The 12724-nt window shown below is 70.9% G+C and carries 15 protein-coding genes; 7 read left to right on the top strand and 8 right to left on the bottom strand.

Going from position 1 to position 12724, the window contains the following annotated elements:
* The 4 genes from CCR87_RS02455 to CCR87_RS02440 form a co-directional block, all read right to left on the bottom strand.
* Nucleotides 1-428: PfkB family carbohydrate kinase (locus CCR87_RS02455; protein WP_242511810.1), on the bottom strand; the 428-nt coding region annotated here is incomplete at its 3' end.
* Entirely contained in the window at nucleotides 428-1369 is a 942-nt protein-coding gene (locus tag CCR87_RS02450) for an endonuclease/exonuclease/phosphatase family protein (RefSeq protein WP_201155819.1), read from the bottom strand. The genes CCR87_RS02450 and CCR87_RS02455, both read right to left, overlap by 1 nt.
* A 55-nt stretch (nucleotides 1370-1424) precedes the next feature.
* Nucleotides 1425-3515, bottom strand: coding sequence for a DNA helicase RecQ (gene recQ, locus CCR87_RS02445; RefSeq protein WP_201155817.1), 2091 nt, complete (start codon nucleotides 3513-3515; stop codon nucleotides 1425-1427).
* Nucleotides 3516-3519: 4 nt separating this feature from the next.
* Nucleotides 3520-3816, bottom strand: coding sequence for a YggT family protein (locus CCR87_RS02440; protein WP_201155815.1), 297 nt, complete (start codon nucleotides 3814-3816; stop codon nucleotides 3520-3522).
* A gap of 132 nt (nucleotides 3817-3948) precedes the next feature.
* Between CCR87_RS02440 and yaaA the strand changes: the two genes are divergently transcribed.
* Nucleotides 3949-4713, top strand: a complete 765-nt coding sequence (gene yaaA / locus CCR87_RS02435) for a peroxide stress protein YaaA (protein ID WP_201155813.1) — start codon at nucleotides 3949-3951, stop codon at nucleotides 4711-4713.
* Between the two features lie 6 nt (nucleotides 4714-4719).
* Here the strand turns inward: yaaA and CCR87_RS02430 are convergent, their stop codons facing one another.
* Nucleotides 4720-5220: an Lrp/AsnC family transcriptional regulator gene (locus CCR87_RS02430; protein WP_201155811.1), complete on the bottom strand. Its 501-nt coding sequence runs from the start codon at nucleotides 5218-5220 to the stop codon at nucleotides 4720-4722.
* Between the two features lie 199 nt (nucleotides 5221-5419).
* Here CCR87_RS02430 and CCR87_RS02425 point away from each other — a divergent pair, with 199 nt between their 5' ends.
* The gene (locus CCR87_RS02425) at nucleotides 5420-6061 is read left to right on the top strand and encodes a DUF4395 domain-containing protein (RefSeq protein ID WP_201155809.1); all 642 of its coding nucleotides are present in this window, start codon (nucleotides 5420-5422) and stop codon (nucleotides 6059-6061) included.
* Nucleotides 6062-6152: 91 nt separating this feature from the next.
* Nucleotides 6153-7112 (top strand): thioredoxin-disulfide reductase, encoded by a 960-nt coding sequence (gene trxB / locus CCR87_RS02420; protein ID WP_201155807.1) that lies wholly within the window; start codon nucleotides 6153-6155, stop codon nucleotides 7110-7112.
* Between the two features lie 21 nt (nucleotides 7113-7133).
* On the opposite strand, the gene CCR87_RS02415 is transcribed toward trxB, so the two are convergent.
* Nucleotides 7134-7973 (bottom strand): AAA family ATPase, encoded by an 840-nt coding sequence (locus CCR87_RS02415; RefSeq protein ID WP_201155805.1) that lies wholly within the window; start codon nucleotides 7971-7973, stop codon nucleotides 7134-7136.
* Nucleotides 7974-8182: 209 nt separating this feature from the next.
* Here CCR87_RS02415 and dksA point away from each other — a divergent pair, with 209 nt between their 5' ends.
* From dksA to CCR87_RS02395, 4 genes are all read left to right on the top strand, one after another.
* Nucleotides 8183-8605, top strand: a complete 423-nt coding sequence (gene dksA, locus CCR87_RS02410; protein WP_201155803.1) for an RNA polymerase-binding protein DksA — start codon at nucleotides 8183-8185, stop codon at nucleotides 8603-8605.
* Nucleotides 8606-8923: 318 nt separating this feature from the next.
* Complete coding sequence (gene hflK, locus CCR87_RS02405) at nucleotides 8924-10066, top strand: FtsH protease activity modulator HflK (RefSeq protein WP_201155801.1); 1143 nt, start codon at nucleotides 8924-8926, stop codon at nucleotides 10064-10066.
* Nucleotides 10066-11019: a protease modulator HflC gene (hflC, locus tag CCR87_RS02400; RefSeq protein ID WP_201155800.1), complete on the top strand. Its 954-nt coding sequence runs from the start codon at nucleotides 10066-10068 to the stop codon at nucleotides 11017-11019. The genes hflK and hflC overlap by 1 nt, the downstream gene beginning before the upstream one ends.
* Complete coding sequence (locus CCR87_RS02395; protein WP_201155797.1) at nucleotides 11016-11210, top strand: DUF2065 family protein; 195 nt, start codon at nucleotides 11016-11018, stop codon at nucleotides 11208-11210. Before hflC ends, CCR87_RS02395 begins: the two co-directional genes overlap by 4 nt.
* 81 nt (nucleotides 11211-11291) lie before the next feature.
* On the opposite strand, the gene mmsB is transcribed toward CCR87_RS02395, so the two are convergent.
* Nucleotides 11292-12164, bottom strand: a complete 873-nt coding sequence (gene mmsB, locus CCR87_RS02390) for a 3-hydroxyisobutyrate dehydrogenase (protein WP_201155795.1) — start codon at nucleotides 12162-12164, stop codon at nucleotides 11292-11294.
* Nucleotides 12161-12724: enoyl-CoA hydratase/isomerase family protein (locus CCR87_RS02385; RefSeq protein WP_201155793.1), on the bottom strand; the 564-nt coding region annotated here is incomplete at its 5' end. The genes mmsB and CCR87_RS02385, both read right to left, overlap by 4 nt.

Raw genomic sequence — 12724 nt, 5'->3', positions numbered from 1 at the left:
GCCAGCGCCATCCCGCTCAGGCACAGCGCGGCCGCATCCTCGGGCAGCGCCTCCAGAAGGCCGGCGGGGGTGACGTCGCGGTCCGCCGTCCCCTCTCGGTGGAAGGCATAGACCGGCCCCCCCTCGGTCAGCGTGACCACCGCCAGCGCCGTCGGCAGATCCGAGCGCCCCCCCGCCAGCACCACGCCATCGCGCTCCAGCCCCTCGGCCAGCGCCGCACCGAACGCATCGGTGGACACCGGCGCCAGATACCCCGCCGCCGTCCCCAGCCGCGCCAGCGCGCGCGCGCAATTGCATGGCGCGCCCCCCGGAACGGCACGGAACCGCAGCGCGCGATCCGGGGTCGCCGCCGGATCAGGCGCCTCGGGCAGGAGGTCCATCAGGTTTTCGCCGCCGCACAGGATCATCGCGCCCTCCTCTTGCCTCATCAAAGCCCCGGCAGATCGATCACCAGGGCCGCGTGGTCGCTCGCATGGGGCCGCTCGGCGCCCACGCCGCACAGCCGCGCGCCGCCGCCCGCGCACGCGGGCATGCCATGGCGGTGAACCTCGGGGCGCGCCTGCGGCCAGCGGCGCGCCAGTGCCGGCGCGGCCAGCATCCCGTCGGGGCACGAGACCACCCCCGCCTCCGCCAGGTGATAGGTCCAGCGTTCGCCCTCGGGCAGTCGCGCCATCAGGTCGCAACCGAAGGGCGCCAACAGGGGCGCGACGGCACGGGGCCGGGGCGCATCGGCGGGTTCGTTGAAATCGCCCAGCACCAGCCACAGCGCATCCGCATCCAGCGCAAGGCGACGCGCGACCAACGCGCGCACGGCCAGGGCCTCCAGCCGCTGGGCGGCGTAGGCGGCGGCGGGGTCGGGCCAGGGCGCCTTGAAGTGGACCACGAACAGCGTCAGCGTCCCCACCCGCAGCCGCAGGCAGTCGCGGCAGAACACCGGCCGGTCCACCAACCCCGGATCGGCCAACCCCGGATCCGCCAACCCCAGATCCGCCAACCCCAGATCCGCCGCCGTCAGGGCGGCATGAGAGGCGACCTCGGCGAGGGGGCGGCGGCTCATCACGGCGATGTCGCGGCCGTGACCGTCGTTGCCGGGCAGGCACACCCGGTACGGCCACGGCCCCACGCCCAGGGGCCGCAGGAACGCATCGTGGAAATGATCGAGGCTGGGCAGGTCATAGACCTCCTGCAGGCAGATCACATCCGCATCAAGCCCTGCGATCACCGCCGCCGTCAACCGCCTGTCGGCGGCATCGACGGCCGCCCCCCCGTGCGGGACGACCGCATCGCCATCATATGCGCCATCCAGCGTGCCGCCACCGGGGCCACGCCGCAACCGCAGGTTCTGCACGTTGAAGGTGGCGATGCGCATCCGGTCCCCCTGCCCGCCCGACCCAAACGCCCCCGCCCCGGCGCGGCCCGGACGCTCAGCCGGTGCCGTCGGCCTCGGCTTCCATATCCCGGGCGATCTCGTGCAGGAAGGCCGCGCCGAACCGCTCCAGCCTGGGCGCGCCCAGCCCGCCGACCCGCCCGAGGTCCGACAGGGTGGCCGGGCGCGCCTGCGCGATGCGGCGCAATTCGGTCGGCGAGCAGGACAGCGGCTTGCCGGTGCCGTCATCCCCGCGCGCCAGCCGCTGCTGCGCGGCCATCAGCCGGTCAAACAGCGCCCCCGCATCGCGCCCAGCCAGCGCCTTGCGCGCCGGGTGCATCGGCGCGGGCGCATCGCCGGTGATCACCGCCAGAAACGTGCCGCCATAGCGGTCGAGCTTGGCCGCCCCCACCCCGGTGATCGCGGCCATGTCATCCATCGTCCGGGGGCGGCGCTGGGCCATCTCGATCAGCGTGCGGTCGGGAAAGATCACATAGGCGGGCACGCGCGCGGCCTCGGCCAGGGCACGGCGCTTGGCCTTCAGCGCGGCCAGCAGGCCCTCGTCGGCCTCGTCCACCAGCGCCTTCGGCTCGGGGCGGGCGGCGGCGCGGGCGGCCTCGATGCTGTCCTGGCGCAGCATGACCGTTTCCTCGCCGCGCAGGACGGGGCGGGCGGCGTCGGTCATCCGCAGCGCGCCGTGGCGCTCGGTGTCGGGGCGGATCAGGTCGCGGCCCATCATCTGGCGAAACACCGCCTGCCAGCCGGCGCGGCCCAGCTCGCGGCCCACCCCGAAGGTCGGCAGGCGGTCGTGACCGCGCGCGGTGACCTTGTCCGTCGCGGTCCCCGTGAGGATGTCGATCAGATGCCCGGCGCCAAAGCTTTCGCCCGTGCGCAGCGCGGCCGACAGCGCCTTGCGCACCGCCTGGGTGGCGTCGAACAGTTTCGCGGGGCGCTCGCACAGGTCGCAGTTGCCGCAGGGGTCACTGTCCTCGCCGAAATAGCCCAGCAGGATCTGGCGGCGGCAGGCGGTGGCCTCGGCCAGGCCCAGAAGGGCATTGAGGCGGGCGTGGTCGGCCTCCTTGCGCTCGGGCGGCGCGAGGCCCTCGTCGATCTGGGCGCGGCGCAGGCGGATGTCGTCGGGGCCGAACAGGGTCAGCGTGTCGGCGGGCGCCCCGTCGCGGCCCGCACGGCCGATCTCCTGGTAATACCCCTCGATGGATTTCGGCAGGTCGGAATGCGCGACCCAGCGGATGTCGGGTTTGTCGATGCCCATGCCGAAGGCGATGGTGGCCACCACGATCAGCCCGTCGTCCTGCTGGAAGCGCGTCTCGGCCAGGCGGCGTTCCTCGGCGGCCATGCCGGCGTGATAGGCGATGGCGGTGTGCCCGCCCTCGCACAGCGCCTGCGCGAGGGTTTCGGTGCGCGCGCGGGTGGCGCAATAGACGATGCCGGACTGGCCGCGCCGGGCGGCGGCGAACGCCTCGATCTGGGCGCGGGGGCGGGCCTTGGCGGCGAAGGCCAGCCGGATGTTGGGCCGGTCGAACCCGCGCAGGAAGGTCGCAGGCGGGGTGCCGCCGAACAGGCGGGTGACGATTTCGGCCTGGGTTTCGGCATCGGCCGTGGCGGTGAAGGCCGCAAGCGGCACGCCCAGCGCGCTGCGCAATTCCCCGATGCGCAGGTAATCGGGGCGGAAATCATGGCCCCACTGGCTGACGCAATGCGCCTCGTCCACCGCGATCAGGCCGACGCGCGCGCGCCGCAACAGCGCCTGCGCCCCGCCCGAGGCCAGCCGCTCCGGCGCCATGTAGAGAAGCTTCAGCTTGCCCGCCTCGATCAGGTCGAACACCGCCTCGGTCTCTTCCTCGGTGTTGCCCGAGGTCAGCGCGCCGGCGCCCACACCGGCCTCGCGCAGGGCGCGGACCTGATCGCGCATCAGGGCGATCAGGGGAGAGATCACCAGCGTCACACCGGGCCGGCACAGCGCGGGCAGCTGGAAACACAGCGACTTGCCGCCCCCCGTGGGCATGATCGCCAGCGTGTCGCGGCCGTCGCGGACGGCGTCGACGATCTCCTCCTGACCGGGGCGGAAGTCGGAAAAGCCGAAGACCGAGCGCAGAAGCTCGGCCGGTTCGGGGCGCGGGGCGGACATCGGCCTAGACGGCGCCGATCAGCATCGGCGCGTTGTTGATGATGATGATCCGCAGCGCATAGATCCCCACCAGCAGCACCAGCGGCGCCAGATCGATCCCGCCCATGTCCGGCAGCACCCGCCGGATCCGGCCATAGAGCGGCTCCAGCACCCGGTTCAGCCCGTCCCAGAATTGCGCCACCAGCGGCTGGCGCAGGCTGAGGACCTGGAAATTGATCAGCCACGACAGGATGACGTGGACAATCACGATGAACCAGACCACATCGAGGATCAGCATGACGATCTGGATCAGCGAAGACATCGGCGCCCCCCGGGGTTACGGTCGGAGCCAGAGGTAAGGCCCCCGGCGCCCGAGGGCAACCGGGTTTCGCAGGCAGGTGTCGCGGGGCGGCTGTCGCAGGGCGGCGGCGGGCGACATGACGGAGGGAACGGGATGATCGTGGTGATCTCGCCGGCCAAGCGGCTGGACTGGTCGGAGGTGCCGGGCACGCCCACCGCGCCGGAGTTCGGCGCGCAGGCGCGGGAACTGGCCGACCTGGCACGGGGGCTCTCGGCCGACGACCTGGCGCGGATGATGAAGCTGAGCCCGCAGCTGGCGCGGCTGAACGCGGAACGGTTCCGCGACTTCGCGGCCGATCCCGACCCTGCGGCGGTGCGCCCCGCCGCCTTTGCCTTTGCCGGCGACACCTATGCCGGGCTGGAGGCGCGCAGCCTGTCCGACGACGCGCTGCGCTGGGCCGAGGGGCACCTGCGCATCCTGTCGGGGCTCTATGGCGTGCTGCGGCCGATGGATGCGATCCAGCCCTACCGGCTGGAGATGGGCACAAGGATGGAGACGCCCGCCGGGCGCGACCTCTATGCCTTCTGGGGCGACCGGATCGCGCGCGCGCTGAATGCGGCCGGGGCGGCGGCGGGCAGCGACTGGCTGGTGAACTGCGCCAGCCAGGAATATTTCGGCGCGGTGGACAGCGATGCGTTGCGGCTGCGGGTGATCACCCCGGTATTCTTGGAGGACCGCCCCGGCGGGCCGAAGATCGTCAGCTTCTACGCCAAGAAGGCGCGCGGCGCGATGGCGCGCTTCGTGATGGAGCACCGCATCGACACCCCCGCGGCGCTGACGGCGTTCGATACCGGCGGATACGCCCATGCGCCCGATCTGTCCGAACCCGACCGCCCGGCGTTCCTGCGCGCGGGCTGAGCCCCCTCAGGCCTGCTGCGCCAGCCGCGCCTCCAGCACCTCGAAGGGCACGCCGGGGGCCTCCTTGGCGCAGCGGATCACCAGCGATGTCTTGACCGAGGCCACGTTTTCCGCCGCCGTCAGCTCCTCGGTCAGGAAGCGCTGGAAGCTGGAGAGGTCGGGCGCGATGCACTTCAGGATGAAGTCGATCTCGCCATTCAGCATGTGGCATTCGCGCACCAGCGGCCAGTCGCGGCACAGCGCCTCGAAGGCCGACAGGTCGGCCTCGGCCTGGCCATGCAGGCGCACCATGGCAAAGACCTGCACCTCGAACCCCAGGCTGCGCGGGTCCACATCGGCGTGATAGCCGCGCAGAAAGCCCTGTTCCTCCAGCGTGCGGACGCGGCGCAGGCAGGGCGGCGCCGAAATCCCCACCCGGCGGGCCAGTTCGACGTTGGTCATGCGCCCATCTGCCTGCAACTCCGCCAGTATCTTGCGGTCGATCGGATCAAGGCGCGAGCCCGGCATGGGACGTCTCCGGATTGGGGGGCTGAATCGCGCGGACCATAGGCGCACCCCGCGTGCTGCGCAATATTCTTTCACATCCGGGCAACATCCCGACAGCGGGTCGCTCGGCGATGTGGCTTGACAGGCTCCATACATATTCATATTTGATTATGTGTAAGGCCGAGTGCCGCCAATACCGCATCCAGCAAAGGACAGACCCATGTCGAAACTCTTTCAATTCGGCGAACGCATGGACGAATTCCCGGTCCCCGTGCTCAATGAACGCGAGGTCCGCGCGGGCGCCGGCATCCTGGTCTTCGCGGCCATCATCGCCTTCACCCAGGCCTTCCAGATGGGCAACTTCACCCCGATGCGGCTGGTGGTGCTGGCGTTCTTCGTCGATTTCGCGATCCGCGTGCTGGTCAACCCGCGCTATGCCCCCAGCCTGGTGCTGGGCCGGCTGATCACCCGTGGCCAGGAACCCGAATACGTCGGCGCCCCGCAGAAGCGCTTTGCCTGGGCGCTGGGGCTGGGGATGGCCACGGTGGCGATCACGATGGTGTATGGATTCAACACCGCCGGGCCGGTGCTGCTGGCGCTGTGCACGGTGTGCATCGCGCTGATGTTCATGGAGGCGGCCTTCGGCATCTGCGTCGGCTGCAAGATGTATTCCATGTTCGCCAGCGAAAAGGCGCAGATGTGCCCCGGCAACGCCTGCAGCTTCGGCGGCCCGGCCCCGATCACCCGCGTCGAGGGTGCGCATCTGGCCGTGCTGGCCGCCGTCGTGGTGGCGCTGGCCGTCGCCCTGCCCTACGTCGCGGCAATGGACGCGCCGGTGCAGCCGCTGCTGGCGATGCGCTGACCCGCCAGCCGGACCGGGGTCGGGTTGAAAACCCCGCCCCGGTCGTTACCACCACACCCACGCCCACGACATCACGGGGAAAGGGAACACCATGGCCGACACGAAACACACCCGGCTTCTGATCATCGGCTCGGGTCCCGCGGGCTACACCGCCGCCGTCTATGCCGCCCGCGCCATGCTGGCGCCGGTGCTGGTGCAGGGCATCCAGCCCGGCGGGCAGCTGACCATCACCACCGAGGTCGAGAACTGGCCCGGCGACACCACCGTCATGGGGCCCGAGCTGATGGTCCGGATGGAGGCCCACGCCCGCGAGATGGGCACCGAGATCATCACCGACCACATCGACAGCCTGGACCTGTCGCGCCGCCCCTTCGTGGCCCGCGGCGACGGCGGCACCACCTACACGGCCGACGCGGTGATCCTGGCCACCGGCGCCCAGGCGCGCTGGCTGGGGCTGCCGTCGGAAACCGCGTTCCAGGGCTTCGGGGTCTCGGCCTGCGCGACCTGCGACGGGTTCTTCTATCGCGGGCAGGAGGTCGTGGTGGTCGGCGGCGGCAATACCGCGGTCGAGGAGGCGCTGTTCCTGACCAACTTCGCCAGCAAGGTGACGCTGGTGCACCGCCGCGACAGCCTGCGCGCCGAGAAGATCATGCAGGACCGGCTGTTCGCCAACCCCAAGGTCGAGGTGATCTGGGACCACCACCTCGACGAGGTGCTGGGCGACAGTGATCCGAAAAGCGTGACCGGCGTGCGCCTGCGCCATGCCGCGACCGGCGCCATGCGGGAAATCCCCTGTGCCGGCGTCTTCATCGCCATCGGCCACGACCCGGCGTCCAGCCTGGTCAAGGACCAGGTGAAGATGCGCGAGGGCGGCTATGTCTGGGTGGAGCCCGGCACCACCCGCACCTCGATCCCCGGGGTGTTCGCGGCCGGCGACCTGACCGACGACCACTACCGGCAGGCGGTGACCTCGGCGGGGATGGGCTGCATGGCCGCGCTGGACGCCGAACGGTTCCTGGCCGAGAGCGCCGCGACCGCCGACGCGGCCTGAGCCCCCCCGGCGCGGCGCCCCTCAGCCGCCGCGCCGGGCCATGAAGGCGAGGCGTTCGAACAGCGCCACGTCCTGTTCGTTCTTCAGCAACGCGCCATGCAGGCGCGGCAGCATCTGGTTCGGCGCCCGTTGCAGGTCCTCGGCCCCCAGATCCTCGGCCAGCAGCAGCTTCAGCCAGTCCAGCACCTCGGAGGTGGAGGGCTTCTTCTTGAGGCCCGGCGTCTCGCGCAGCTCGTAGAACTGGGTCAGCGCGGTGGTCAGGAGGCGGTCCTTGATGCCGGGGAAATGCACCTCGACGATGCGCCGCAGCGTGTCGGCATCGGGAAACCGGATGTAGTGAAAGAAGCAGCGCCGCAGGAAGGCGTCCGGCAGCTCCTTTTCGTTGTTGGAGGTGATGATGACCACGGGGCGCTGGCGGGCGACCACGGTCTGGCCGGTCTCGTAGACGAAGAACTCCATCCGGTCGAGTTCCTGCAGCAGATCGTTGGGGAACTCGATGTCGGCCTTGTCGATCTCGTCGATCAGCAGGACCACGCGCTCCTCGGCCTCGAAGGCCTGCCACAGCTTGCCCTTGCGGATGTAGTTGGCGACGTCCTCCACGCGCGGATCGCCCAGCTGGCTGTCGCGCAGGCGGCTGACGGCGTCGTATTCATAAAGGCCCTGCGCCGCGCGGGTCGTGGATTTCACATGCCATTCGATCAGCGGCATGCGCAGGCTCTGCGCCACCTGGCGGGCCAGCTCGGTCTTGCCGGTTCCGGGCTCGCCCTTGACCAGAAGCGGGCGTTGCAGCGTCACCGCGGCGTTCACCGCCACGGTCAGGTCGTCGGTGGCCACATAGGCATCGGTGCCGGAGAATTTCATTGTCTGCCCGAGGCTTTCCCAAAAATTGAGCCTGGAGCGTAGCGCGCCCCCGCACGGCCCACAAGCCTAGTGACAAGGCAGGGGCCATCCGCTAGGACGGCGCCACAAAGAGGTGCCGGATGAGTTTCAGACACTCCGCAACAGCGCCAGACGCGGCCCCCGCGCAGGGGGCGCCCGCAGGCGATGCCGGCGATCAGGGGGAGCCGAGGATGAAGCCCGAGACCTTTCTTCCGCAGGATTATCGTCCCGCCGAGGACGAACCCTTCATGAACGACCGGCAGCTCGAATATTTCCGCCGCAAGCTGCTGACCTGGAAGGCCGACATCCTCAACGGCAGTCGCGAGACCCTCGAAGGCCTGGCGGCGGGATCGCGCAACATGCCCGACATCACCGACCGCGCCAGCGAGGAAACCGACCGCGCGCTGGAACTGCGCACCCGCGACCGGCAGCGCAAGCTGGTGTCCAAGATCGACGCCGCGCTGCGCCGGATCGATGCCGGCGAATACGGCTATTGCGAGGTGACCGGCGAGCCGATCTCGCTGCGCCGCCTGGACGCCCGCCCGATCGCCACCATGACGCTCGAGGCGCAGGAACGCCACGAGCGCCGCGAGCGCGTCCACCGCGAGGACTGAGCGGTCTCTTTCCTGCCTGCCCCGCACATGCCCGGCGGATGCCCCGCGCCAGCAATGACAATCCCGCGACCGCCCCGACGCGCGATGCCCCCGGCATTGCGCGCCGGGCGCCGTGGCGTCACACTGCGCCTCGGGAATTCTGCGCCCCGGGAATTCCGGGCCGGTCGCGGACCGGTTGATTGTGGGCAACGCCCGGGTGTCGTATCAGCAGACCTGCGTGCGATGGCCCGCCGCACCCCGCTTGATTGCGCGGGCCCGCGGTACACTTGACCGGGAGCGGTCGGAACAAAGATCGAAACAGAGAAGGATCAGGTGCTCATGTCCAACACTGGAGGCCCCTGGGGTGGGCGTGGCTCGGGCGGACGCGGTGGCGGTGGCGGTGACAACCGCGGCGGTCCCGGCGGCCCCCGGCGCCCGGGCGGCGGCGGCGACGGGCCGCAACTGCCGGAAATCGACGATCTGGTGCGCAAGGGCCAGGAACAGCTGCGGGTCCTGATGGGGGGCCGCGGTGGCGGCACCGGCGGGCCGGGCGGCGGCATGGGCGGCTTCGGCAAGCGCGGCGGTCTGATCGTGCTCGGGCTGGTGTTCGTGGGCTGGCTGTTCGCCTCGTTCTACACCGTCAAGCCCGAGGAACGCTCGGTGGAGCTGCTGTTCGGCTCCTACATGAGCACGGGCACGCCGGGCCTGAACTTCGCGCCCTGGCCCTTTGTCACCCACGAGATCGTGCAGGTGACCGGCGAGCGCGTCACCGACGTCGGCACCACGCGCCAGGGCCTCGCGTCCGGCCTGATGCTGACCCGCGACGAGGCGGTGGTGGACATCGAATTCCAGGTCGTCTGGAACATCTCCGATCCGGCAAGCTTCCTGTTCAACCTCTCGACCCCGCAGGAAACCGTTCGCGCGGTGGCGGAATCGGCGATGCGCGACATCATCGCGCGCTCCGAGCTGTCGCCGATCCTCAACCGCGACCGGGGCGCCATCGCCGCCGATCTGCGGTCGGCCGCGCAAGGCACGCTCGACAGCTACGAGGCGGGGATCAACATCATCCGTGTCAACTTCGACCGCGCCGACCCCCCGCGCGAGGTGATCGACAGCTTCCGCGAGGTGCAGGCCGCCCGGCAGGAGCGTGACCGCCTGGAGCGCCAGGCCGACGCCTATGCCAACCGTGTCCTGGCCGGCGCACGCGGTGAAGCCGCCCAGATCCTGGAAGAGGCCGAGGGCTACCGCGCCCAGGCCGTCAACAACGCCGAGGGTGAGGCGAGCCGATTCCTCGCCGTGCTGTCGGAGTACGTCAACGCGCCGGAGGTCACGCGCCGCCGGATGTTCCTGGAGACGATGGAAAAGGTGCTGGGCGAGATCGACATGGTCATCCTCGACGGCGTCACCGGCGACGACGGCGGTGGACCGGGCGTGTTGCCGTTCCTGCCGCTCAATGACCTGCGCCGTGGAGGGTCGAACTGATGAAGAAGCTGTCCTTGCTGATTCCCGTCGCGCTGGTGGCGGCCGCGCTGGCGCTCTCGGCCCTGTTCGTTGTGGACGAGCGTGAAAACGTGCTCGTGCTGCAATTCGGTCAGGTCAAGCAGGTGCGCTCCGAGCCCGGCCTGGGCGTGCGCATTCCGCTGATCCAGGAGGTCGTGCGCTACGACGCGCGCATCCTCGGGCTGCAATCGCAGCCGCTGGAGGTGACGCCGCTGGACGATCGCCGGCTGGTGGTCGACGCCTTCCTGCGCTGGCGCATCACCGATGTCGTGCGCTTCCGCGAGGCCGTCGGCCTCGAGGGTGTGCGCGCGGCCCAGGGGCGTCTGGAGCGCATCCTGAACGCCGCCATCCGCGAGGTCCTCGGCTCGGTCCCCTCGGGCGCCGTGCTGTCGGAGGACCGCACCGGGCTGATGAACCGCATCCGCGACCTGGCGCGGCGCGAGGCGGCGACGCTGGGCGTGCAGGTCATCGACGTGCGGCTGACCCGGACCGACCTGCCGGAACAGAACCTGGAGGCGACCTTCGCCCGGATGCGCGCCGAGCGCGAACGCGAAGCCGCCGACGAGATCGCCCGCGGCAACGAGGCCGCACAGCGGGTCCGTGCGCTCGCCGACCGGACGGTGGTGGAACTGGTGTCCGCCGCCCGCCGCGACAGCGAGATCATCCGCGGTGAGGCCGACGCCGAGCGCAACCGGGTTTATGCCGACGCCTTTGGCCGCGACCCGGAGTTCTTTGCCTTCACCCGGTCGCTGACGGCGTACGAGCGGTCGATGCGGGCGGACAACACCTCCATGGTGCTGCGCCCGGACAGCGATTTCTTCGCCTTCCTGCGCACCGACGGCATGCCCGCGCTGGGCGCTCCGCAGCCGCCCGCGGCCGAGGACATCCCCGCGCCCCAGTCGCCGACGGCGACCGAGGAGATGCTGGGTCAATGAGCCTGGTCCTGCTGGCCCTCGGGCTGGTTCTGGTGGTGGAGGGGCTGGTGTTCGCACTGGCCCCTTCGCGTCTGGAGGAGATCCTTGCGCTGATCGCCCGGATCCCCGTGGACACCCGCCGCCTGATCGGTCTTGCGGCACTGGCGCTGGGGGTCGCGCTGATCTGGGCGGCACGCGCGTTGGGGATCTGAGCGGCGCCGCCGCAATGGTGCAAAAAAGGCCCGCCGTGAACGGCGGGCCTTTTTCAATGTGGCGCCTGCGCGGGCCGGGCGTCAGCTGCGCTCGCGCCCCTCGAACCGCGGCAACATGGCCGAGAAGTCCTTGCCGCGCCCGCCCTCGTCCTCCACGAACCGTTCATAGAGCTGCATCGCGGTCAGGCCCATGGGCGTGTCGGCGTCCGCGCTTTCGGCCGCCAGTTGCGACAGCCGCAGGTCCTTGAGCATCAGCTCGGCCGCGAAGCCGGGCTTGTAGCCATTGTCGGCCGGGCTGTTCGGCCCCACCCCCGGCGCCGGGCAATAGGCGTTCATCGACCAGCTGTACCCCGACGAGGTCGACACCACGTCGAACATCCGCGCCCGGTCCAGCCCCAGCTTGTCGGCCAGCGCGAAGGCCTCGCAGGTGGCGATCATGGTGACGCCCAGAATCATGTTGTTGCAGATCTTGGCCGCCTGCCCCGCGCCCGCGTCGCCGCAGTGCACGGCTTTCTGGCCCATGACCTCGAACAGCGGGCGCACGGCCTCGAACGCGTCCGCGGGGCCGCCGGCCATGAAGGTCAGCGTGCCGGCGGCAGCCCCCCCCACGCCGCCCGACACCGGCGCATCCACCGCCCGGCGGCCCGCATCGGCGGCCATGGCCGCAACCGCCCGCGCGCTGTCCACATCCACGGTGGAGCAGTCCAGCAGCACCGCCCCCTCGGGCATGGCCGGGATCACCTCGGCGGCGACACGGCGCAGGATGTCGCCGTTGGGCAGCATGGTGATGACGACCTCGGCCCCCTGTGCGGCCGCGGTGGCGCTGCCGGCCGGGCTGACGCCCTCGGGACAGGCAGCGGACAGATCGAAGCCCGTCACCGTGTGGCCCGCCGCGGCCAGATTGGCGGCCATCGGCGCGCCCATGTTCCCCAGCCCGATGAATGCGATCTTCATGGCTGCTCCTCCTCCTTGAAATCCAGCTCGTCCGCGCCGAGGGAGGCCAGCATCCCGGCGACCTCGGCGGCCGGGACGGCGTCCGGCGCGGGATGGCGCCAGCGCGGCGTGTTGTCCTTGTCGACGATCAACGCGCGCACCCCTTCGACGAAGTCGCCCCCCTCGATCAGGCGGTGGGTGGCGCGGTATTCCTGCGCCAGCGCCGCGCGCAGGTCGGCGTCGGGGCGTGCCAGCATCGCCAGCGTCATCGCCATCGACAGCGGGCTGCCGCGCCCCAGCGCCTTGGCCGCCGGGGCCGCCCAGTCGCCGCTGCACCGCGCCAGCCGCGCGGTGATGGCCGCCACATCCGCCGCGCCGAACGCCCAGCCGATCGCCGGGGCATCGCGGCCCAGCGGGCTGTCGGGTGGCGGGCCGGCCATGTCGGACACGGCCCCCGCGTCACCGTCCGCCGCCAGCGCGGCGATCAGCTCGGGCCAGGCGCCTTCGGGGATGTGGTGGTCGGCAAACCCCGCGAGGATCGCACAGCCCGGCCCCATGCGCGCCCCCGTCAGCCCCAGATA

The sequence above is a fragment of the Rhodobaculum claviforme genome (assembly GCF_016653255.1).
Lineage (GTDB): Bacteria > Pseudomonadota > Alphaproteobacteria > Rhodobacterales > Rhodobacteraceae > Rhodobaculum > Rhodobaculum claviforme.
The sequence above is the reverse complement of the archived record's forward strand: the minus strand, read 5'-3'. Positions and strand labels throughout refer to the sequence as shown.